21 protein-coding genes are annotated in these 22,533 nt (G+C 62.0%); 7 read left to right on the top strand and 14 right to left on the bottom strand.

From position 1 onward, the window contains the following. Window positions 1-273: 273 nt before the first annotated feature. The 4 genes from M5C71_RS19990 (at window position 274) to M5C71_RS20005 (ending at window position 3,758) form a co-directional block, all read left to right on the top strand. Window positions 274-735 (top strand): Lrp/AsnC family transcriptional regulator, encoded by a 462-nt coding sequence (locus M5C71_RS19990; protein ID WP_248768574.1) that lies wholly within the window; start codon window positions 274-276, stop codon window positions 733-735. 289 nt (window positions 736-1,024) lie between these two features. Next, window positions 1,025-2,707: an NAD(P)/FAD-dependent oxidoreductase gene (locus M5C71_RS19995; protein ID WP_103497062.1), complete on the top strand. Its 1,683-nt coding sequence runs from the start codon at window positions 1,025-1,027 to the stop codon at window positions 2,705-2,707. Between the two features lie 13 nt (window positions 2,708-2,720). Next, window positions 2,721-3,515, top strand: a complete 795-nt coding sequence (locus tag M5C71_RS20000) for a carbon-nitrogen hydrolase family protein (RefSeq protein WP_248768575.1) — start codon at window positions 2,721-2,723, stop codon at window positions 3,513-3,515. A gap of 48 nt (window positions 3,516-3,563) precedes the next feature. Continuing rightward, entirely contained in the window at window positions 3,564-3,758 is a 195-nt protein-coding gene (locus M5C71_RS20005) for a hypothetical protein (RefSeq protein ID WP_248768629.1), read from the top strand. On the opposite strand, the gene M5C71_RS20010 is transcribed toward M5C71_RS20005, so the two are convergent. From M5C71_RS20010 to M5C71_RS20025, 4 genes are all read right to left on the bottom strand, one after another. Beyond that, window positions 3,755-4,075 carry a DNA-binding transcriptional regulator gene (locus M5C71_RS20010; protein WP_103497065.1) on the bottom strand — a complete coding sequence of 107 codons (321 nt, stop codon included), beginning with the start codon at window positions 4,073-4,075 and terminating at the stop codon, window positions 3,755-3,757. The genes M5C71_RS20005 and M5C71_RS20010 overlap by 4 nt on opposite strands. Then, complete coding sequence (locus M5C71_RS20015; RefSeq protein WP_248768576.1) at window positions 4,059-4,451, bottom strand: type II toxin-antitoxin system RelE/ParE family toxin; 393 nt, start codon at window positions 4,449-4,451, stop codon at window positions 4,059-4,061. Before M5C71_RS20015 ends, M5C71_RS20010 begins: the two co-directional genes overlap by 17 nt. A gap of 197 nt (window positions 4,452-4,648) precedes the next feature. Then, window positions 4,649-5,926, bottom strand: coding sequence for an aminotransferase class III-fold pyridoxal phosphate-dependent enzyme (locus M5C71_RS20020; RefSeq protein ID WP_248768577.1), 1,278 nt, complete (start codon window positions 5,924-5,926; stop codon window positions 4,649-4,651). Continuing rightward, a complete protein-coding gene (locus M5C71_RS20025) occupies window positions 5,923-6,621 on the bottom strand; it encodes an MOSC domain-containing protein (RefSeq protein WP_248768578.1) in 699 nt (232 codons plus the stop codon). Before M5C71_RS20025 ends, M5C71_RS20020 begins: the two co-directional genes overlap by 4 nt. A 101-nt stretch (window positions 6,622-6,722) precedes the next feature. Here M5C71_RS20025 and M5C71_RS20030 point away from each other — a divergent pair, with 101 nt between their 5' ends. Further along, the gene (locus tag M5C71_RS20030) at window positions 6,723-7,652 is read left to right on the top strand and encodes a LysR substrate-binding domain-containing protein (RefSeq protein ID WP_103497069.1); all 930 of its coding nucleotides are present in this window, start codon (window positions 6,723-6,725) and stop codon (window positions 7,650-7,652) included. A gap of 232 nt (window positions 7,653-7,884) precedes the next feature. Here M5C71_RS20030 and M5C71_RS20035 read toward each other — a convergent pair whose 3' ends face one another. The 10 genes from M5C71_RS20035 to bioB form a co-directional block, all read right to left on the bottom strand. Next, entirely contained in the window at window positions 7,885-9,663 is a 1,779-nt protein-coding gene (locus M5C71_RS20035; RefSeq protein ID WP_248768579.1) for an acyl-CoA dehydrogenase C-terminal domain-containing protein, read from the bottom strand. A 380-nt stretch (window positions 9,664-10,043) separates the two neighbouring features. Further along, window positions 10,044-11,840, bottom strand: a complete 1,797-nt coding sequence (locus M5C71_RS20040) for an acyl-CoA dehydrogenase C-terminal domain-containing protein (protein ID WP_248768580.1) — start codon at window positions 11,838-11,840, stop codon at window positions 10,044-10,046. 89 nt (window positions 11,841-11,929) lie between these two features. After that, complete coding sequence (locus M5C71_RS20045; RefSeq protein WP_248746588.1) at window positions 11,930-13,222, bottom strand: GGDEF domain-containing protein; 1,293 nt, start codon at window positions 13,220-13,222, stop codon at window positions 11,930-11,932. 228 nt (window positions 13,223-13,450) lie between these two features. Continuing rightward, window positions 13,451-15,256: a phenylacyl-CoA dehydrogenase gene (locus M5C71_RS20050; RefSeq protein ID WP_103497073.1), complete on the bottom strand. Its 1,806-nt coding sequence runs from the start codon at window positions 15,254-15,256 to the stop codon at window positions 13,451-13,453. 392 nt (window positions 15,257-15,648) lie between these two features. Beyond that, complete coding sequence (locus tag M5C71_RS20055) at window positions 15,649-15,942, bottom strand: pyrroloquinoline quinone biosynthesis protein PqqE (RefSeq protein ID WP_103497074.1); 294 nt, start codon at window positions 15,940-15,942, stop codon at window positions 15,649-15,651. Between the two features lie 151 nt (window positions 15,943-16,093). Next, window positions 16,094-16,774, bottom strand: a complete 681-nt coding sequence (bioD, locus tag M5C71_RS20060; RefSeq protein ID WP_152741072.1) for a dethiobiotin synthase — start codon at window positions 16,772-16,774, stop codon at window positions 16,094-16,096. After that, entirely contained in the window at window positions 16,771-17,583 is an 813-nt protein-coding gene (gene bioC / locus M5C71_RS20065) for a malonyl-ACP O-methyltransferase BioC (protein ID WP_248768581.1), read from the bottom strand. The genes bioD and bioC overlap by 4 nt, the downstream gene beginning before the upstream one ends. Next, window positions 17,576-18,307, bottom strand: a complete 732-nt coding sequence (locus tag M5C71_RS20070) for an alpha/beta fold hydrolase (protein WP_152741074.1) — start codon at window positions 18,305-18,307, stop codon at window positions 17,576-17,578. The genes bioC and M5C71_RS20070 overlap by 8 nt, the downstream gene beginning before the upstream one ends. Next, complete coding sequence (gene bioF, locus M5C71_RS20075; protein WP_248768582.1) at window positions 18,300-19,490, bottom strand: 8-amino-7-oxononanoate synthase; 1,191 nt, start codon at window positions 19,488-19,490, stop codon at window positions 18,300-18,302. The genes M5C71_RS20070 and bioF overlap by 8 nt, the downstream gene beginning before the upstream one ends. Before the next feature lie 155 nt (window positions 19,491-19,645). Then, on the bottom strand, window positions 19,646-20,701 hold the full coding sequence (bioB, locus tag M5C71_RS20080; RefSeq protein ID WP_248768583.1) for a biotin synthase BioB: 1,056 nt from the start codon (window positions 20,699-20,701) through the stop codon (window positions 19,646-19,648). 94 nt (window positions 20,702-20,795) lie between these two features. On the opposite strand from bioB, the gene M5C71_RS20085 reads away from it, so the two are divergent. Further along, on the top strand, window positions 20,796-21,533 hold the full coding sequence (locus M5C71_RS20085) for a ComF family protein (protein ID WP_248768584.1): 738 nt from the start codon (window positions 20,796-20,798) through the stop codon (window positions 21,531-21,533). Between the two features lie 192 nt (window positions 21,534-21,725). After that, window positions 21,726-22,490, top strand: coding sequence for a TOBE domain-containing protein (locus M5C71_RS20090; RefSeq protein WP_248768585.1), 765 nt, complete (start codon window positions 21,726-21,728; stop codon window positions 22,488-22,490). Window positions 22,491-22,533 lie beyond the last annotated feature (43 nt).

Below are 22,533 nucleotides of genomic sequence, written 5' to 3' on the forward strand. Positions count from 1 at the left end.
GAGACCTGCAACAATAGAAGTAAACAATGAGAAACAATAAAATCAGAGTCTAGCCCTATCTTAACGCCCTCTCCCTTCTCCTCGTGGTAGGACGTGGTCAGCACGGCCTATTCATAGAGCTATCCAGCTATTCGGCTCATTCAGTGAGCCGAATAGCTCATTTATTCGGCTCACAACAGCCTGCGCACCACTCGCACGAGCGCTTCGAATCCCGCCCATGCACCCGAATCTGTAACATGTGAGGTCTTCAACACCCTTCACCGGAGCCCGACCTTGTCCGACACCCGCCCTCCCGCCCTCGATGAAATCGACCGTCAGTTGATTTCCGCCCTGCAGATCAATGCCCGCGAAAGCGTGGCGATGCTGGCACGGCAGTTGGGGATCGCGCGCACCACGGTCACCTCGCGGCTGGCACGTCTGGAAAAGGCCAAGGTCATTACCGGTTATGGCGTACGCCTGGGTCAGCGGGTGGTCGATGGCGGTTTGCAGGCCTATGTCGGGATCACGGTCCAGCCACGTTCGGGCAAGGAGGTGGTGCGGCGCCTCAGTGCCATGGCGCAGATCCAGCAGCTCTGTGCCGTGAGCGGCGAGTTCGACTATGTGGCCTGGCTGCGCAGCGATTCGCCGGAACAGCTGGACCAGTTGCTCGACCAGATCGGAAGCGTTGAAGGGGTGGAGAAGACCACTACCTCGATCATTCTCAGTAGCAAGGTGGATCGGGGGCAGCCGATTTAACCCCGCAAATTTGCTGGCTGAATGCAGTATCTGTAGGAGCGGCCAGTCGACGCTCGATTGCCCGCGGAGCTTTTAGCGCCCTCAAGGTCCTCTTCGCGGGCAAGCCCTGCTCCTACAGGTACGCGTCGTTTCGAACAGACAGTTCGTCACAAAGCATCATGCAAGATCAAAACGACGACACTTTGCGTCTTATTAACGCACTCCCCGCTCCCTACAATGGCCTCAGTCTTTTCCTATCTATACTCCAGCCGGACACACCGCCCGGCCCGAGTCGCCAGCAAGGTCAGCCATGAACAAGAACAATCGCCATCCTGCCGACGGTAAAAAACCCATCACTATCTTTGGCCCAGACTTTCCTTTCGCCTTCGATGACTGGATCGAGCACCCGGCCGGACTGGGTAGTATCCCGGCAGAAAATCACGGGGCGGAAGTGGCGATTGTCGGTGCCGGGATCGCCGGGCTGGTGGCCGCTTACGAACTGATGAAACTGGGCCTCAAGCCGGTCGTCTACGAAGCCTCGAAAATGGGCGGACGCCTGCGCTCCCAGGCCTTTGAAGGCGCCGAAGGCATCATCGCCGAACTCGGCGGCATGCGTTTCCCGGTCTCGTCCACGGCGTTCTACCACTACGTCGACAAGCTCGGCCTTGAGACCAAACCCTTCCCCAACCCGCTGACCCCGGCCTCCGGCAGCACGGTGATCGACCTCGAAGGCGAAACCTACTACGCCGAGAAACTCGCCGACCTGCCCGCCCTGTTCCAGGAAGTCGCCGACGCCTGGGCCGACGCCCTGGAAGACGGTTCGCGCTTCGGCGATATCCAGCAGGCCATTCGCGACCGCGACGTGCCGCGCCTGAAAGAACTGTGGAACACCCTGGTCCCACTGTGGGACGACCGCACCTTCTACGACTTCGTCGCCACCTCCAAAGCCTTCGCCAAGCTGTCGTTCCAGCACCGTGAAGTGTTCGGCCAGGTCGGTTTCGGCACCGGCGGCTGGGACTCGGATTTCCCCAACTCGATGCTGGAAATCTTCCGCGTGGTGATGACCAACTGCGACGACCACCAGCACCTGGTAGTCGGCGGTGTGGAGCAAGTCCCCCTGGGCATCTGGCGCCATGTGCCGCAGCGGTGTGCCCATTGGCCGGCCGGCACCAGCCTGAGCAGCCTGCACCACGGCGCGCCACGTACCGGCGTCAAACGTATTACCCGCGATGCCGACGGTCAGTTCGCGGTCACCGACAACTGGGGCGATACCCGTCAGTACGCGGCCGTCCTCGTCACCTGCCAGAGCTGGCTGCTGACCACCCAGATCGAATGCGAGGAGTCGCTGTTCTCCCAGAAGATGTGGATGGCCCTGGACCGTACACGCTACATGCAGTCCTCGAAGACCTTTGTCATGGTCGACCGGCCGTTCTGGAAGGACAAGGATCCGCAAACCGGTCGTGACCTGATGAGCATGACCCTCACCGATCGCCTGACCCGTGGCACTTACCTGTTCGACAACGGTGACGACAAGCCCGGGGTGATCTGCCTGTCGTACTCATGGATGAGCGACGCCCTGAAAATGCTTCCGCAACCCATCGAAAAACGGGTGAAGCTGGCCCTGGACGCGCTGAAGAAGATCTACCCGAAAGTGGATATCGCCGCGCGCATCATCGGCGATCCGATTACCGTGTCCTGGGAAGCCGACCCGCATTTCCTCGGTGCCTTCAAAGGCGCCCTGCCCGGCCACTACCGCTACAACCAGCGGATGTACGCGCACTTCATGCAGGCCGATATGCCCGCCGAACACCGCGGCATCTTCATTGCCGGTGACGATGTGTCCTGGACGCCGGCCTGGGTCGAAGGCGCGGTACAGACTTCGCTCAATGCCGTGTGGGGCATCATGAACCACTTCGGTGGACGCACCCACGCCGAGAACCCGGGACCGGGCGATGTCTTCAAGGACATCGGCCCGATTGCCCTGGCCGACTGAAAGGAACGCGCCTGTGCAGATCGCTCTCTATCAATGCCCGCCGCAACCGCTGGATGTCGCGGGCAACCTGCAACGCTTGCAGCGCCTGACCGTCGAGGCCCGTGGCGTGGATGTGCTGGTGCTCCCGGAAATGTTCCTGACCGGCTACAACATCGGTGCCGAAGCGGTAGGTGCCCTGGCCGAAGCTAGCGATGGCACCAGCGCACAGCATATTGCCGCCCTCGCCCGGGCGGCGAACATGGCCATTGTCTACGGCTACCCGGAGCGTGCCGAGGACGGCCAGATCTATAACGCGGTGCAGTTGATCGACGCCCAGGGTCAGAGCCTGTGCAACTACCGCAAGACCCACCTCTACGGCGACCTGGATCATTCGATGTTCAGCGCCGGGCCCGACCACTTCCCGGTGGTGGAACTGGGCGGCTGGAAACTCGGACTGTTGATCTGCTACGACGTCGAGTTCCCGGAAAACACCCGGCGCCTAGCCTTGAGCGGCGCCGAGGTGATTCTGGTGCCCACCGCCAATATGGTGCCGTTCGACTTCGTCGCCGATGTCACCATCCGCGCCCGGGCCTTCGAGAACCAGTGTTTTGTGGCGTACGCCAACTACTGCGGGAACGAGGGCGATATCCAGTACTGCGGCCAGAGCAGCATCGCCGCACCGGACGGCAGCCGCCTGGCCCGCGCCGGCCTGGATGAAACCCTGATTGTCGCCACCCTGGACCGTTCGCTGATGCAGGCCTCACGGGCCAGCAACCGCTATCTGCTGGACCGCCGTCCGGAGCTCTATACGGACCTGAGCCAGGACTGAGCGAGCGTTATCCGCTAAAATGGGCGTTCCTCTTCCAAGGAAACGCCCATGTCCCTGCCAACCGCTCCCGACTCCGAAGGTCCGGTGTCCTCGAACGAATCCGGGGAGCCAGCACAAAGACCGCCGCCCGTAGCGCCCTCAGAACCTGCCGATCGCGCCGGTTTGATTCGCGGACAAACCAGCGCCCACCGTGGGCTGCGCACCTTTGCCCAGGACCGCTCACGCAATCGCCGCGAACGTTAGGCCAATATCTGCAAGCCGTATTTCTGCACGATGCTCAACAATTTGAGCGCCATGCCGCTGGGTTGCTTGTCGCCCGCCTCCCACTGCTTCACGGTCGAGGCGCTGGTGTTCAGGTAACGGGCAAAAACCGGCTGGCTGACGTGGTTACGCTCACGCAGCTGCTTGATCTGTTCCGGCGCGATTTCATCCGGGACCTGCGCCAGGCAGGACTCATCGAACTCACGCATGGTCGCTTTGCTGATCGCCCCAATGGCCTGCAACGCGCTGGCCGATTCATGAATCGATTCCAGTGCCTCGCTTTTAAATGTCTTGGTCATGACCTATCTCCACAAACTCTTTCATTTCCACTAGCTGTTGGACCTGCTCTTCGCTGAGTCCCTCATAGGCTTTGGCCAGCGCCTTGAAGGCACTGAGCTCCTGTGCCGTGATATTGCTCTGATCGCTTTTGGCGAACAGAAACTGGAAGACCCAGTAACAACGCCCCCTCGCCAATACAATGGAGCGATGACGGTTCTCGTTGAGCCGCTTCTTCCAGACACCGCCGCCCAGATTGTCCGCCTGACCACTAATGGCTTCCCTCATAGCCGCGACTAGCGCTGCATCGGTGATCCGTGCCTTTCTCGCATCGACGCTGAAGCGCCGAGTTTTGAAAAACCTATCTATATGGCATGGAAATCTTTCCCCAAAAAACATACCACTCAGTGGTATACAAATTCAAGTCCGTCACACACCTCGTTGGTCGGACTCCTGAAGGAGCGTCCTTGTGTAAACAGTGCGCCCTGAACGCCGCCCACAAAAAAACACCCCGTGCCAAAAGAGTCAGGCACAGGGCGACGCGTTATACCGCGAGACGGTTCTTGAATTCGTTGGGGAAAAGGCGCCAGTCAATATCAGACGGCAATGCCCTTGCGGCACTGGACCTGAGCGGTCCGCACTCGGGAAAAGGCGCGGGCCAGGCGCAACAGCATCTCGTCGATGTCGCCCTTGCTGACGTTCAGTGCCGGTGAAAAACGCAGGCAATCGGCTTTCGGCGCATCCAGCAGCAGCCCTTCCTGCAGCGCCGCCTTGAGCAGCGCATCCGCCGAATCATCCCCCAGGGTCAGGCCCCAGAGCAGGCCCGTACCGCGCAACTCTCCCTGTGCATAACGTTGGGCCAGGCGCGTCAGCCCATCACGCAGGTACTGCCCGGTTTCGCGGACCCGTGTGAGAAAATCACCCGCGAGCAGCGTCTCCAGCACCGCCAGCCCGGCACTGCACATCATCGCATTGCCATGGTGACTGCCACCGATTTCGCCGGGTGCGAAGCAGCAAGCCTTGCCCCGCGCCAACAGGGCGGCCAGCGGCACGCCGCCGCCCAGGCCCTTGCCCAGGGTGACGATGTCCGCCGTCACGCCATACTGCTGTTCGACCAGCAAGGTGCCACAGCGCCCCATGCCGGTCTGCACTTCATCCAGGATCAGCAGGATGCCCAACTCACGGCATAGCCGTTCGACCCCCTTGAGGTAGTGCCCGGTCGCCGGAATCACCCCGGCGGCACTCTGGATCGGTTCCAGCATGATCGCGACGGTCTTGGCATCCACGGCGGCATGCAAGGCCGGCAAATCATTGAATGGCACCTGGCTGAAGCCCGGCAGTTGCGGCTCGAATCGATTGTCAAAAGCCTCCGACGCGGCCATGGCGCCGAAACCACTGCCGTGACAGGCGTTGCTTACCGAGATGATCCGAGACGCGCCACCGCGATTTAGTTGCCCCCACTTGCGTGCCAGCTTGATCGCGCCGTCGCAGGCTTCGGAGCCGCTATTGAAAAAATGTACCTGGTCGCAGCTGGTGCTCTCGCACAGTCGCTGGGCCAGATTCAACTGCCCTTGGTTATGAAACCCTGCCCCGACATTGATCAACCCGAAGGCCTGGTCGGACAAAGCCCGGGCCAGAACACCGGGGCTGTGACCGAGACTGTTGCTCCCACCACCCTGGCTGAAATCCAGATAAGCCTGGCCCTGCGTATCCCATACCGAAGAGCCCTGGCCACGAACGAACACCGGAGCGAGACGCGCATTAGCCGGCATCAGGTATTCATGGCTGACACTGTCTTGCCGGGAGACTTGCCGGTACTCTGCCGTCAGGTCATCGAGACTCGGCGGCGTACGACGTAAGCTGAACAGGTTCATGCGCGCAGACCTTCCAGCGGCAGGCCGAGCAACCGCGCCGACCAGTCTTCCACTCGCCCGCTGCGCAGGCGCTTGATGGCCGTGTCGCGCCAGCGCGAAGACAGCGCAGGACAATCCACCAGCATCTTCAAGCCCGCCTGTTCCAAGGGCTCCTGGAAGAAGGCCTGCAGCGCCCAGGCCACGGTCAAGCCGGGATAGCTGCGCTGAATCAGTTCGAACGGTTGGTCGGCGCTGACAAAGCCCGACTTGAGCACCCGGTAGAACCAACCGCAGCGCCCTGTGTCCTGGGCCTCTTGCGGCAGGTCCGGCAAGGTTCCGAGACGACTCAGGCGATAACAGGCCGAGCGCGGCTGGCTGACCTGCAACAACGCACCGCCCCAGCGAAACAGATCGCCCAGGCAGACCTGCTCCTCGGTCAGGCCCCGCGTCGACAAGTTCTCGCCAAAGGCCGGTGCCGCCCAATCGAGCTGTGGATAACGTTGCCGCCAGTAGGCGTAATGCTCGGCGGGATAGTGATGCAGCGCCCGCTCGGGCCCGGTATGGAAGCGCGGATCGCCGTGCTCGTCGCTGCCCAGGCCCTGTGGCCACAACCAGAGCCGGTTGGCAACCCGGTGTTTATCCGTATCGCCGAGCAAACCCTGTCCGAGATTTTTTGCCTTGCCTATGTAAACACCGTCCACGCAAACAGTATTCATCGCGTTCTATGGCCCTGTAAGCCTTGTGATTGGGGTTAGACTAGGCTTCCCCGGCACTCGCGGCCATTTCGTTTTTCGAGCATTTTCGATAAGTACAGCTTATGGATTTCAAGCAACTGCGTTATTTCGTCGCGGTGTATGAAGAAGGCCATGTCGGCCGGGCCGCCGAACGCCTGTCGATCTCGCAACCGGCCCTGTCGCAGCAGATCCGCCAGCTCGAACACAACCTCGATGTGGGCCTGTTCGAACGCAGCAGCAAGCGCCTGCTGCCGACCCTCGCCGCCCATACGCTCTACAACCACGCACTGCCGCTGCTCGATGGTCTGCAACGGGCCCGCGACGACCTGCGCAACTTCCAGGGCCAGGCCCTGCGCACCCTGGCCATCGGCGTGCTGCAGACCGTGCACACCAGCCTGGTACCGCAGATGCTGGAACGGGTGCGCAAGGCCCAACCGCACCTGGTGGTGCAGATCTACGAATTGACCGGCATGGAGATCGAGCGACGCCTGCTCAATGGTTCGCTGGATATCGGCATCAGCTATCTGCCGCCGCGCCAACCTGGCTTGCATGGGGTGCTGTTGTACGAAGATGAGCTGCAACTGGTGATCCCGAGCGATCATCCACTGCGCGAATTCAAGAAGGTCTCCTTGAGCCAGGCCGCCGAACTGCCGATGTTGCTGCTCGGTGAGGAATTCCAGATCCGCCAGATCTGGCAGGGGCAACTGGCCAATCTGGGGCGACGCCCTCAGGTCCAGGCCGAGCTGAACAATATGGCCGGCATCCTCGACAGCCTGCCACACACACGATTGGCAACGGTGCTGCCGGGCCGCTCGCGCCATGAACACGACGACGACCTGTTGCTGTGGAAGCCGCTGACCGAACCGCGGGTAGCCTTGAAAGTCGGGCTGGTATGTCGCGATGTGCAGCGCCAGCAGGCAACACTGGAGTTGTTGCGCAACTTGCTCGAAGACGTGATGGTGACGAACCGCCCGGGCGGGCATCCGCCGCCAGTACGAGAAGGGCTGAACTGACCGCTACTTTTTCGCGGGCAAAAGAAAACCCCGCCTAAGCGGGGTTTTGCAGACTGTTTCCCTGACATCCCTTTCACTCCGCCGTCCTGGCAGAATCCTACGTGTCCCTGTTGTTGCTTTTGAGCTTCCTGCTCGACGTCCTTGTTGCAAAGATTATCGCTGGATCCAATTTGGCGATAGGGGCAAAAAGCAGCGCGTTATGTAAGTAAATGCTTACATAGCATCCGAAGAATCAAAATTGCTCGGCATCCAGTAGGAACAACGACTCGCTCCCGGCTTTCACCGAGGCTGTCAGCGAGTGAATACGCGGCAACAGACGTGCGAAATAGAACCGCGCGGTGCCCATTTTGCTCGCGTAGAACGTCTCCTGACTCTCCTTGCCCAACGCCGCCTTGGCCATCAGTGCCCACATGTAGGCATAGGTGGTGTAACCGAAGGCTTGCAGGTATTCGACAGATGCCGCACCGATCTCGTCTGGATTGGTCTTGGCGCGCTCCAGGACCCAGGCGGTCAGGTCATCGAGGTTATCCAGCGCGGCGCCCAGCGGCTGGGTGAACTCGGCCAGCCCGGCGTCGGCGGTCTGGATGAAATGGCGAATCTCTTCGGCGAACAACTTGTAATAGGCGCCGCCGTTGCCGACGATCTTGCGCCCCACCAGGTCCAGGGCCTGGATGCCGTTGGTGCCTTCGTAGATCTGGGTGATGCGCACATCGCGCACCAACTGCTCCTGTCCCCACTCGCGGATATAGCCGTGGCCGCCGAACACCTGCTGGCCGTGCACAGTGGTTTCCAGGCCGAGGTCGGTGAGGAAGGCCTTGGCCACAGGAGTCAGCAAGGCCACCAGGCCATCCGCGCGTTCGCGGGTGGTGGCGTCTTCACTGAATTTGGCGGTGTCCAACTGCATCGCCACATAGGTGGAAAATGCCCGGCCACCTTCGTTCGAGGCTTTCATGGTCAACAGCATGCGCCGTACATCGGGGTGCACGATGATCGGATCGGCCACCTTGTCCTTGGCCTTTGGCCCGGTCGGCGAACGGCTTTGCAGGCGATCACGGGCGTACTCGACCGCGTTCTGGTACGAGCGCTCGCCCGATGCCAGACCCTGGATGCCCACCCCCAGGCGCTCGTAGTTCATCATGGTGAACATCGCCGCGAGGCCCTTGTTCGGCTCGCCGATCAGGTAACCCACGGCTTCGTCGAAGTTCATCACGCAGGTCGCGGACGCCTGGATACCCATCTTGTGTTCGATGGAACCACAGCTCACCGGGTTGCGGGCGCCGAGGCTGCCGTCGGCATTGACCATGAACTTCGGTACCAGGAACAGCGAGATGCCCTTGGGACCGGCCGGGGCGTCCGGCAGCTTGGCCAGCACCAGGTGAATGATGTTCTCGGTCAGGTCGTGTTCGCCGCCGGTGATAAAGATCTTGGTGCCGGTCACCTTGTAGGAACCGTCCGCCTGGGGCTCGGCCTTGGTGCGGATAATCCCCAGGTCAGTGCCGGCATGGGGTTCGGTCAGGCACATGGAGCCGGCCCAGACACCCGAATACATGTTCGGCAGATAAGTGGCTTTCAGCTCTTCGCTGGCGTGGGTGTTGATCGAGACACAGGCACCGGCCGTCAGCATCGGGTACAGGCCGAAGGCGAGGCTGGAGGAGTTGATCATTTCTTCGACCTGGGCCGACACCGCCTTGGGCATGCCCATGCCACCGAAGGCCGGATCACCGCCGACGCCGACCCAACCGCCTTCGGCGTAGGTCTGATAGGCCTGGGGGAAACCGGCGGGCGTGAACACCGCGCCGTTGTCCCAGCGGCAACCTTCCTCATCGCCGCCACGGCTCAGGGGCGCGATGCTCTTGGCGGTGACCTTGCCGGCCTCTTCGAGAATCGCTTCGACGGTTTCGGCGTCGACGGTCTCGGCCAGGGCAGGTAGTTGAGCCCAGAGTTTCGCGACCTCGAACACTTCATTGAGGACGAAGCGCATATCGCGCAGGGGCGCTTTGTAGTCAGCCATGGCAAACCTCGCAGGATCTAAACGACGGGCCCCGGATGGGGCCGATTTTCTATGGTTCGAGTTTACCCTAACAACTTTTACGACACATAGGGTCTATGTGTGACTTTTTTGTTATTTTTAGTCACGTGCATATCCGAGGCATGAGGTGTCTGTTCTGACGCCTTCGCGGGCAAGCCCTGCTCCTACAGTTTTTCGGTGGGCACGATATCTACGTCCGGCACAAAACCTGTATTTCGGCGACCACAATATCTGCGCCCGGCACAAAACCTGTATTTCGGTGGGCACCATATCTGCGCGCAACACAAAACTGTAGGAGCAGGGCTTGCCCGCGAAGAGGCCCTCAAGAGCACCCACACTCCTTCGGGCCCACTCGAAAGCAGCTACAACGCAAACAACTCCGCCGGCAAACGCATCAAACACTCACTCCCCGCCTCCACCGCCGCCCGATGTGCGGTCGTGCGCGGCAACAGCCGCTTGAAGTAGAACTCGCAAGTCGCCAGCTTGCCCTGGCAATACTCGGCATCGCCGCTCCCCTCATCCAACTGGGCCTGGGCCACCAGCGCCATGCGCAGCCAGAGGTAAGCAAGAATGATGTAGCCGCTGTACATCAGATAATCCAACGCCGCCGCCCCCACTTCATCCGGGTTCTTCATCGCCGCCATCCCGACCTGAGTCGTCAGCTCACCCCACTGCTGGTTCAACTCCCCCAGCTGCGCCACATACCCCTTGAGCTGCGGATGCCCGGCATTCGCCAGACAGAACCGGTGCACGATCCTGGTAAAGCCGCGCAGCAACTTACCCTGGCTGCCAAGCACCTTGCGCCCCAGCAGATCCAGCGCCTGAATCCCGTTGGTACCCTCATAGATCGGCGCAATCCGACAATCACGAACCAACTGCTCCATGCCCCACTCACGAATAAAGCCGTGGCCACCAAACACCTGCATCCCATGGTTGGTCACCTCAAGACCGGTCTCGGTCATAAAGGCCTTGCAGATCGGGGTCAGGAAGGCCAGCAGGTCCTCGGCCTCCTGGCGCTGAGTCGCATCGCTACCCAGATGGGCAACATCCAGCCACTGTGCGGTGAAGTAGGTCAGCGCCCGGTTGCCTTCGTTGAAAGCCTTCATGGTCAGCAGCATGCGCCGCACATCGGGATGGACGATGATCGGATCGGCCACCTTGTCCGGCGCCTTGGGACCGGTGAGCGAACGCATCTGCAGTCGATCGTTGGCGTACCGGACCGCGCCCTGGAAACTGCTCTCGCCCAGGCACAGGCCCTGCATCCCGGTGCCGAGCCGGGCATGGTTCATCATGGTGAACATGCAGTTCAGGCCCTTGTTGGCCTCGCCGATCAGATAGCCCTTGGCATCATCGAAGTTCAGCACGCAGGTCGCGGAAGCCTTGATCCCCATCTTGTGCTCGATGGAGCCGCATTGCACACCATTGCGCTCGCCCGCATCACCGGCGGCATTGACCAGGAACTTGGGCACGATAAACAGGGAAATGCCCTTGGTCCCCGCCGGCGCGTCCGGCAGCTTGGCCAGCACCAGATGCACGATGTTCTCGCTCATATCGTGCTCGCCGGCGGAGATGAAGATCTTGCTGCCGCTGATGGCATAACTGCCGTCGGCCTGGGGCACGGCGCGGGTCTTGATAAGCCCCAGGTCAGTGCCGCAATGGGCCTCGGTCAGACACATGGTGCCGGTCCAGCGACCCTCGGTCAGTTTGCTCAGGTAGGTGTTTTTCTGTTCCTCGGTGCCGTGGGCATGGATCGCCGACATGGCGCCGTGGGTCAGGCCCGGGTACATGCCCCAGGAAGTATTGCTGGAGCCGATCATCTCGCTGATCACCAGCCCCAGGGACAGCGGCAGGCCTTGCCCGCCATAGGCCGGGTCCGCCGCCAGGCCATGCCAGCCGCCTTCGACATACTGGGCAAAGGCCTGCTTGAAGCCCTTGGGCGTGGTCACCACGCCGTTGTCGAAATGGCAGCCTTCTTCATCGCCGGAGCGGTTCAACGGCGACAGCACCTGCTCGCAGAACTTCGCGCCCTCTTCGAGGATCGCGCCGACCATATCGGGGCTGGCATCGTTGGCGCCGAGGGCGAGGTAGTGGGCGTGGAAATCGAAAACGTGGTCGATCAGAAAGCGCATATCCCGTAGCGGGGCTTTGTACTCAGGCATGGTCATTTCTCCGGCAGCAGATACCTCAACCTACTGCCCTGCCCGGCCCCGGACAATCACCGTCCAACCGCTGAATGCTCCACCATCACTCAGCCGACAGCTTCTCCCGTGCGAACCGCGCCACGCCGGGTCTGTCCTGCCGCGACCACGCAGTTACGCCCCGCCCCCTTGGCGGCATAGAGCGCCTGGTCGGCGGACTTGAGCACTTCTTCCGGGGTGCGCTGCTCCGGCTGACGCTCGGCGACCCCGATACTCACAGTCACCGAGACACTGGTCGCCCCACTGCCGGCCCGGCGTTGACGACCTTGCTGGTCGTCCTGGGGACGATTGTCCTGGTTGCGCAACTGGATATGGTAGTTGGCGATCACTTCGCGAATGACCTCCAGGTGCGGCATGCACTCTTCCAGCGTCTTGCCGGCAAACACCACCGCGAACTCTTCACCGCCATAGCGATAGGCACGACCGCCACCGCTGACCTTCGCCAGCTTGCTCGCCACCAGGCGCAACACCTGGTCGCCGACGTCGTGACCGTGGGTGTCGTTGAATTTCTTGAAGTGGTCGACGTCGGTCATCGCCAGCACATAGTTGCGCCCCAGGCGCTGCATGCGTTCGTTCAGCGCGCGGCGTCCCGGCAGGCCGGTGAGCTCGTCGCGGAAGGCCATCTGATAAGCCTCATGGGCCACCGCCGCGGCAATCATCAACATCACCTGGCTGCACATGATATTCAGGGTGAACGGCAGGATGAAGGTCTTGGGCAACATCCAGAACAACCCCAGCAGCCCGGTCAGTTGCGCCGCGTGCAGCGGTCGCGGGTGGCGCCAGTACTGGACCGTGAGCAACAGGAAGGACGCGAAGAACACCGGATAGGACAGCTGGATCAGGCTCATCCAGTCCCCGTGCAGCGCCGGCCAACGGATTTCCGCCAGCCAGTCGAGCAAGGTCTGCGGATAACTCTGCTCCAGGCCCAATGCCACACTGCCCACCGCCAGCAGCACGGCGAACCGCGCGACCATGTCCTGGAACAGGTGCGTGCGCTCCTCCCAGGCGGCGTAAACGCCAAACAGCAGGGGCAGCAGCAGGCAACAGAGGTGGAAGACCACCGCGGCGTCCTCGCGGACCTTGCCGTGATCGCGGTAATAATCGGTCTGGGTGGAGAGCAGGAAATAGGCGATATACACCGTCACCATCAGGAACAGTTCGCGCTGACGTCGGTACACCGCGCAGTAGGACCCGCCCAGCAACAGCACCAGAGTCGGCAGCACATTGAACAGCGAGGTGAAGAAGACGTTGAGTTCCTTGACGTAGGCAGCCGCGAGCCCCGCAAGCAACAACAGGAGGGAGGGTAAAAAATGACCAGCATGGACAGTGGAAGAACGCGGCAAGGGTAAAGCTCCGACCGGCAACGCAATAAATGGCATTGTGCCTGTATTGTAAAACCTAAGGTACGGCAATGTGACATCAGTCACAAATGCCATCTCTTTAACGGCAGCGCGGCGATTCTTCTTAGCGATTTAGTCAGGAATTTTTTCTCCGCCCGTCGCCAAGGGCCACACGCAAAAAAGCCGCTTCCCCCGAAGGCGAAGCGGCTTTTGCAGAAGGCTCAGTGAGGCTTAGTAGCCCAGGCTGAAGTTCTCTTCTTTCATGTCCATCAGGTTGTTCGCGCCCGACAGCATGGTTGCCACGTGAGTGCGGGTACGCGGCAGGATGCGCTGGAAGTAGAAACGCGCGGTCTGCAGCTTGGCGGTGTAGAAGCCTTCCTCGCTGGTACCGGCCGCCAGTTTCTCGGCAGCCAGGCGCGCCATGTCGGCCCAGAAGTAAGCCAGGCAGGCATAACCGGAGTACATCAGGTAGTCCACCGAAGCGGCACCGACTTCTTCACGGTCCTTCATCGCGGCCATGCCGACTTTCATCGTCAGCTCGCCCCATTCCTTGTTGATGGCCGCCAACGGAGCGACGAACTCGCTGACCGCTTCGTTGCCTTCATTGGCCTGGCAGAACTTGTGGACGATCTTGGTGAAGCCCTTCAGCGCTTCGCCTTGGGTCATCAGCACCTTGCGGCCCAGCAGGTCGAGGGCCTGGATACCGGTGGTGCCTTCGTACAACATCGAAATGCGGCTGTCGCGAACGTTCTGCTCCATGCCCCACTCGGCGATAAAGCCGTGGCCGCCGTAGATCTGCACGCCATGGTTGGCCGCTTCGAAGCCGACTTCGGTCATGAACGCCTTGGCGATCGGAGTCATGAAGGCCAGCAGTGCGTCGGCTTTCTTCTTCTCTTCTTCATCCTGGCCGTACTTGACGATATCGACCTGCTTGGCAGTGAAGTAGACCATTGCCCGGTTACCTTCGGCGAAGGCCTTCATGGTCAGCAGCATGCGACGCACGTCAGGGTGCACGATGATCGGGTCGGCGGCCTTGTCCGGCGCTTTCGGGCCCGTCAGGGAACGCATCTGCAGACGCTCGCGCGCATATTTCAGGCCACCCTGGAAACCGATCTCGGCGTGGGCCAGGCCTTGCAGCGCGGTCCCCAGGCGAGCGGTGTTCATGAAGGTGAACATGCAGTTCAGGCCCTTGTTCGGCGGGCCGATCAGGAAACCGGTGGCCGCGTCGAAGTTCATCACGCAGGTGGCGTTGCCGTGGATGCCCATCTTGTGTTCGAGGGAACCGCAGGAAACGGCATTGCGCTCACCGACGCTACCGTCGGTGTTCGGCAGGAACTTGGGCACGATGAACAGCGAAATACCCTTGGTGCCGGCCGGTGCATCCGGCAGGCGGGCCAGGACGATATGGACGATGTTGTCGGCCATGTCGTGCTCACCGGCCGAGATGAAGATCTTGGTGCCGCTGACCTTGTAGGAACCGTCGGCCTGAGGCTCGGCCTTGGTCCGCAGCATGCCCAGGTCGGTCCCGCAGTGCGGTTCGGTCAGGCACATGGTGCCGGTCCACTCGCCGGAGACCAGCTTGGTCAGGTAGGCCTCTTGCTGCTCGGGGGTACCGTGTTCGGAAATGGTGTTCATCGCGCCATGGGACAGGCCCGGGTACATGCCCCACGACCAGTTGGCTTCGCCGACCATTTCGCTGACCGCCAGGCCCAGGGACTCCGGCAGGCCCTGGCCGCCGTGTTCGACGTCGTGGGCCAGGCTTGGCCAGCCGCCTTCGACGAACTGCTTGTAGGCTTCCTTGAAACCGGTGGGCGTCTTAACGCCGGACTCGCTCCAGGTGCAACCTTCGGTGTCGCCGACCCGGTTCAACGGGGCCAGTACCTGCTCACAAAACTTGGCGCCTTCCTCGAGGATGGCGTCAACCATGTCCGGGGTAGCGTCCTGGCATGCCGGCAGGCTCTGATAGTGCGCTTCGTAACCGAGCAGCTCGTCACGGACGAAGCGAATATCACGCAAGGGGGCCTTGTAGTCAGGCATAGCGATAAACCTCTGCTGATGAATCCTGGAATGAGCGACCGCGTCGATTTGCCACGCCGGTCAAACGGTTGTTTGAAACATACGTTTGCGCTCAATTCTTGTCAAGTGTCGTTCATAGTCCATTCGTCATACATGGATGAAGGAGGCGCAGGAAAAGGCCGGCAGCCTTGAGGGCAGCCAGGGGACACGTCATTAGAGAATAGTCGAGGGGGAGAATGGGTTATGCGAGGGAGCGACTAAAACCGAACATTTAAAAACGCAGCAAAACCCTGTAGGAGCCGGCTTGCCGGCGATGAGGCCAGTAAGTCTTGCATCAACTTATCGGCCGCCATCTCTGGCAAGCCAGCGCCTACACAGGATCGCGTTTCAATTCTGATGGAGAGGTGAAGCTATCAAGCGTAGGTATCGATCAACGTACCGAGGGCCTGATCCGCGGCCTTGGCCACCTTGGCACCCGCTTCGACCTGAAGCTTGCCCTGGGTCATGTCCACCATGGTGCTCGACAGATCTTGCTGGCTGCGGTCCACCGACAGCAGCCGGTTGACCTGGGTATCGGACGATTGGCTCTTCAGCGAGCGTCCGTCTATGGTATCGGCGACTTGACTGGCCGACTGGTCAACGCGGTTCTGCCCGGACCGAATAGTGCTCAGACCGGCATAAACAGCGGTATTTCCTGAGATTTCCATGGGCAGACTCGACTGAAAACGGGATCGACAGCCTGCATTTAAGCAGACCTGTCAAAGAAACACCCGTCAAAAACAATAATGGCAGATTGCCTGTTGATAGGCAGAATCTTAGGAAAGCCTCAACCAACCCGCGAACGCCGCAGCCCGGCGCCTAGTCCAGCAGATCCAACTGCAGGTACTGCGCGACCGCTTCGGCGCTCGCCGCCTTGAGCCTCGGCACCCGCCCCAGGCAAGGTGCCGGCAGGCGTTCGGCCAGGGTCGCGAGGTTCTCTTCCAGGCGCGAAGTCTTAGGTTCGATGATATTGGCGACCCAGCCGGCCAGTTGCAGACCATCTCGCTCGATGGCTTCGGCGGTCAGCAGGGCATGGCTGATGCACCCCAGGCGCACCCCCACCACCAGGATCACAGGTAAGGCCAGCGCCTGGGCCAGATCCGACAGGCTGGCCTGATCCGCCAAGGGCACCCGCCAGCCCCCGGCGCCTTCGATCAGGGTGAAGTCGGCCTGCTTGGCCAATATCCGCTGCATCGGTCCCAGCAAGGACTGCACGGTCAACTTCACCCCCGCCTCGCGCGCCGCTAGATGCGGGGCAATCGCCGGCTCGAAGGCCACTGGATTAACCTCGGCATAGGCCAGCGGCAGCGAACATTCGGCCAGCAACGCCAGGGCATCGGCGTTGCGCAGCCCTTCGGGCGTCACCTCACAGCCGGACGCCACCGGCTTACCCGCCGCGGTGCTCAGGCCGGCCTGACGGGCCGCGTGCAACAACCCGGCGGCAATCGTGGTCTTGCCCACGTCGGTGTCGGTGCCGGTAATGAAATAGGCAGCATTCATAATGGCTTCTCCAGAATGGCATAGACCACCTGATAGGTCGCCGGCAAACCCTCGGCCTGGCGAAACGCTTCATAGGCCTGCACCAACCCGAGAATCCGCGCCCGCCCGGTCAAACCGCCCGGCCGGCCAGGATTGAGGTTATGCGCGCCCAGCGCCTTGAGTTCATGGGTCAGCCTGCGCACATCGGGGTAGTGCAGCACCTGCGGCCGGCTTTCCAGGCTGACCACGCACAAACCGCTGTCCCGGCACAACTGCTGATAGTCGCTGAACAACCGGAAGCGGTTGACGTGCACCAGGCCATCCACCGCCCGCCAGCTTTCCCGCAACTCGTGCAGGGTACCAACGCACAGACTGGCAAAGGCCATCACGCCGCCCGGTCGCAGTACCCGGTGGGCCTCGCCGAGTACCGCGGCAAAATCGGCACACCACTGCACGGCCAGACTGGAGAACAGCAGATCGCAACTGCCGGCCTGCAATGGCAGGCGCTCGGCATCCCCGGCGACAAAGTGCCGGGCACCGCCGAGCGGACGCGCGTGCTCCAGCATGCCCTGGGCAATATCCAGTGCCACGCCTTCGCTCTGCTCGAAACGAACGGCCAAGGCCCGGCTGAAGTAGCCGGTACCGCAGCCCATATCGAGCCAACGGGACGGGCTCAACTCCTCCGGCAAGCGTGCGAGCAATTCATGACCGATATCGCGCTGCAATTGGGCGACGCTGTCATAGCTGGCCGCCGCGCGGGAAAACGAGGCAGCAACCTGACGCTTGTCGGGCAAGCCGCCCGACAAGACAGGGTGGGAAAGATCAGTCATCACCGGACTCATGCAAAAAGGCCTGGATCGCCCCGGCCACTCCATGGGGGTCATCCAGTAGAAAGGCGTGGCCGGCCTGTTCGATCAGGCCGATTTCGACATCCGGCAGCAGCGCCAGCAAATCACTGGCGGCCTCGGCCGGCACCAGGCCATCCTGGCCGGCGAACAAGTGCAATTGCGGACCGCGAAAAGCCTGCAGGGCCTGGCGGGTATCCAGTTGTGCCAGCACCTCCAGCCCGTTCAACAGGGTCTCGGGGGTAGTCTGCGGCGCACCGGCCAGGAGCAGTCGCGCCTGGCCGCGCGGGTCCGCCGAACCCTGGGCACAGAGCAGGCTGAAACGCTTGAGGGTCGTTTGCGGATCGGCGCGGCAGCCGGCCAGGAACAGGTCGAAGGTGTCGTTGGCCATCGCCCCGGACCAGCCGTCACTCACCACAAAACACGGGTTGCTCGCCAGGGTCAGCAGACCACAGCAGCGCTCACCACGCCGCGCCGCCAGCGCCGAGGCGAGCATACCGCCCAGGGACCAGCCGCCCAGCCAGGCATTGTCCGGCAGGGTGGCGTCCAGTTCGTCGAGCCACTCTTCGGGGTCACCGCTGGCCAGTTCCGGCAAGGGTTCGATTTCCACCCGCAGGTGTTCATCCAGCCCGCGCAAGGCCGCCGCCAGGGGCTCCAGCGGCGAGATGCCGAGGCCCCAACCGGGCAACAGGATCAGACGATCACGCATGGTTTGGCTCCACTGGATCAAAGGGGCCCAACAGGCTGAAACACTCGGCCAGCCTCTCTAACAATAGCTGCACCTGCGCCTCGCTGTGGGCCGCGGACAAGGTCACCCGCAGCCGGGCACTGCCCGCCGGAACGGTCGGTGGACGAATCGCCGTCACCATCAGCCCGCGCTCACGCAGCAACTGCGAGAAGCGCAACGCCCGGCCGCTGTCACCGATCAGGATCGGCTGGATCGGCGTGAAGCTGTCCATCAGGGTCAGGCCGATCTGTTCGGCACCCTGACGGAACTGGCGAATCAACGCATTCAGGTGCTCGCGCCGCCAGTGCTCGGTGCGCAACAGTTCCAGGCTTTTCAACGTCGCGCAGGCCAAGGCCGGCGGTTGGCTGGTGGTGTAGATATAGGGCCGGGCGAACTGGATCAGGCTTTCGATCAACTCTTCACTGCCGGCGACAAAGGCCCCCGCCGTGCCGAAGGCCTTGCCCAGGGTGCCGACCAGTACCGGCACGTCCTCCTGGCTCAGACCGAAGTGCTCGACGATCCCGCCACCGTTGGCCCCCAGCGGGCCGAAGCCATGGGCATCATCGACCATCAGCCAGGCGCCCTTGGCCCGGGCTTCGCGGGCCAGGGCCGGCAAGTCGGCCAGGTCGCCGTCCATGCTGAAGACCCCGTCGGTGACCACCAGGGTATTACCGGTGGCCTTTTCCAGGCGCTTGGCGAGACTGGCGGCGTCGTTGTGCAGATAACGATTGAAGCGCGCGCCCGAGAGCAAGCCGGCATCCAGCAGCGACGCATGGTTGAGACGGTCCTCCAGCACCGTGTCACCCTGCCCGACCAAGGCCGTGACCGCACCGAGGTTGGCCATATAACCGGTGGTGAACAGCAGCGCCCGCGGGCGCCCGGTGAGATCGGCCAGAGCCTCTTCCAGCGCGTGATGCGGCCCGCTATGACCAATCACCAGATGCGAAGCACCGCCGCCGACACCCCAGCGCGCCGCGCCGGCCTGCCAGGCTTCGATAACCTGCGGATGATTGGCCAGGCCCAGGTAGTCGTTATTACAGAAGGCCAGCAGCGGCTGGCCATCGACCACCACCTGCGGACCTTGCGGACTCTCCAGCAGCGGACGCTGGCGATAGAGGTTTTCGGCGCGCCGGGCGGACAGCCGGGCGCTGAGATCGAAGGACATTGGAGCCTCGCAAATGCGATCCGAAGAACACGGCATAACCTTGTAGGAGCAGGGCTTGCCCGCGAAGCTTTTAGCGATCCCAAGGACGCCTTCACGGCGTCCCGGCAAGCCCGATTCCTGCAAACCCCCTGTTCCCGCAGGAAGGACGGTATGGATCAAACAGCGGCGTTATAGAACTGCTCGCTGCTCTTCTGCTCCACCAGCGCCTGCTCGATGGCCGCCTGGTGCACTTCGTCAGCGTGCTCTTCACGGGCTTCGGGGAGGATGCCCAGGCGCGAGAACAACTGCATGTCCTTGTCGGCCTGCGGGTTGGCGGTGGTCAGCAATTTATCGCCGTAGAAGATCGAGTTCGCGCCGGCAAAGAACGCCAGGGCCTGCATCTGATCGTTCATCGCCTCACGGCCCGCCGACAGGCGAACGTGGGATTGCGGCATGAGAATCCGCGCCACCGCGAGCATGCGGATGAAATCGAACGGATCGACGTCATCGGCGTTTTCCAGCGGCGTACCGGCAACCTTCACCAGCATGTTGATCGGCACCGACTCCGGGTGTTCCGGCAGGTTCGCCAGCTGGATCAGCAGCCCGGCGCGGTCGTCGAGGGACTCACCCATGCCGAGGATACCGCCGGAGCAGATCTTCATCCCGGCATCGCGAACATAGGCCAGGGTCTGCAGGCGCTCGCCGTAGGTGCGAGTGGTGATGATACTGCTGTAGAACTCCGGCGAGGTGTCGAGGTTATGGTTGTAGTAGTCGAGGCCGGCGTCAGCCAGGGCAGCGGTCTGGTCCTGGTCGAGCTTGCCCAGGGTCATGCAGGTTTCCAGGCCCATGGCCTTGACCCCTTTGACCATCTGCAGCACGTACGGCATGTCCTTGGCCGACGGGTGTTTCCACGCCGCGCCCATGCAGAAACGGGTCGAACCGATGGCCTTGGCCCGCGCGGCCTCTTCCAGCACCTTCTGCACTTCCATCAGCTTTTCTTTTTCCAGCCCGGTGTTGTAGTGGCCGGACTGTGGGCAGTACTTGCAGTCTTCCGGGCAGGCGCCGGTCTTGATCGACAGCAGGGTCGACACTTGCACGCGATTGGCGTCGAAGTGCGCGCGGTGCACGGTCTGGGCCTGGAACAGCAGGTCATTGAACGGCTGGACGAACAGAGCCTTGACCTCGGCCAAAGACCAATCGTGACGCAAAGTGGCGGTGATGCTGGCGCTCATCGGCGGAGTTCCTTGTTTTATGCTGGGCAAGCGCCTGGGGCAAAGGAATACCCACAGGCGCGACACGGATGCTCGGCATATTTAAGGAAGACTCATGCGCTGTCAACCACGATACGAAGGACCGGTTTACATCTGGTTAAAAAGCAAACAGGGCTGTTTGTTGTGCGATGAAGCCACCGATACACCCCACCCGATCTGTACGCCCTGCGAGAGCGAGCTGCCCTGGCTGATGGACGCCTGCCAGGTCTGCGCCCTGCCCTTGGCGGCGACGGGGCTGACCTGCGGACAGTGCCTCAAGCAGCCGCCAGCCTTCGAGCAGGTGATTGCGCCCTGGACCTATCGTTTTCCACTGGACAGCCTGATCACCCGCTTCAAGCACCAGAGCCAATGGCCGCTGGGGCGACTGCTGGGTGAATTGCTGGCCCAGGCGTTGCGCGAGCGCTTTGACGATGGCTTGCCGCGACCGGACCTGTTGCTGCCGGTGCCCATGGCGACCCGGCGCTTGCGTCAGCGGGGTTATAACCAGGCGGCGATGCTGGCGAACTGGTTGAGCCAGAGCCTGGAAATCTCCGCAGATGAACACCGTTTACAGCGTGTTCAGGACACCATCGCGCAACAGGAACTGGACGCCAGGGCTCGCCGACGCAACCTGCTGAACGCCTTTGCCCTGGCGCCTGGGGCGAAAGTCGAAGGCCTGCACCTGGCGCTGGTGGACGATGTACTGACCACCGGCGCCACCGCCGAAAGCCTGGCCCGCTTGCTGATGAAGGCGGGAGCGCGGCGGGTCGATGTCTATTGCCTGGCGCGTACACCGAGCCCGGAAAATCGCTAGCCGTCTCAAAGACACCACAAACCCTGTAGGAGCCTGGCTTGCCAGCGAAGAGGCCCTTGAGCCTTGCGGCGATCTTGCGGCCGCCATCGCCAGCAAGCCGGCCACAGAAACCGCGTTTGGCTTGCGGCGGCTTGACGTCGAAAGCACCGAGAGGCACCTTGCCCAATACCCCCGCCGCCCGAAGTCCGTCCCATGTCCCTGCCCGTCCTGTTGACCCAACACATCGTCCGCCGCCCGCAGCGTATCGCCCTGCTGCAACATATCGCCGAACAGGGCTCCATCACCCGCGCCGCGAAAAGCGCAGGCTTGAGTTACAAGGCGGCCTGGGACGCCATCGACGAGTTGAACAACCTGGCGCAAAAACCCCTGGTGGAACGCAGTGTCGGCGGCAAGGGCGGCGGTGGTGCCAAGCTGTCGGCGGAAGGCGAACGGGTGCTGCGTCTCTATCAACGCCTGCAAACCCTCCAGGCCCAGGTCCTCGAAGCCGCCGAAGACAGCGGCGACCTCGATCTGCTCGGCCGCCTGATGCTGCGCACCAGCGCCCGCAACCAGCTTCACGGCACGGTGCAGGACATCACCCGCCACGGGCGCAACGACCTCGTGCACCTGACGTTGGCCGGCGGGCTCACCCTCCAGGCACAAATCACCCACGACAGCACCCTGCGCCTGGAGCTGGAGAGCGGCACCGAAGTCGTCGCCCTGATCAAGGCTGGTTGGTTGGAATTGAGTGCCATCGGGCATCCCGCAAAATCCGGACACAATTCTCTAAGTGGTAAAATCGAGGGCATTTCCGAGGATGAAGACGGCCCTTTGGAGGTCAGAATCGCCCTGCCGAACGGACAAATTCTCTGTGCGCTGGCGCAACCGGAGCAGATAAAAAGCCTTGCTCTGAACGTGGGAAGCCCCGTGCAGGCGGTGTTTTCGCCGTCCCTGGTGATTTTGGGTACACCGTTATGACGCCATCGCCAGCAAGCCGGCTCCTACAGAAGAACATATCCCA

Origin of the sequence: Pseudomonas sp. MWU12-2345 (genome assembly GCF_023242385.1) — a bacterium.
GTDB lineage: Bacteria > Pseudomonadota > Gammaproteobacteria > Pseudomonadales > Pseudomonadaceae > Aquipseudomonas > Aquipseudomonas gingeri_D.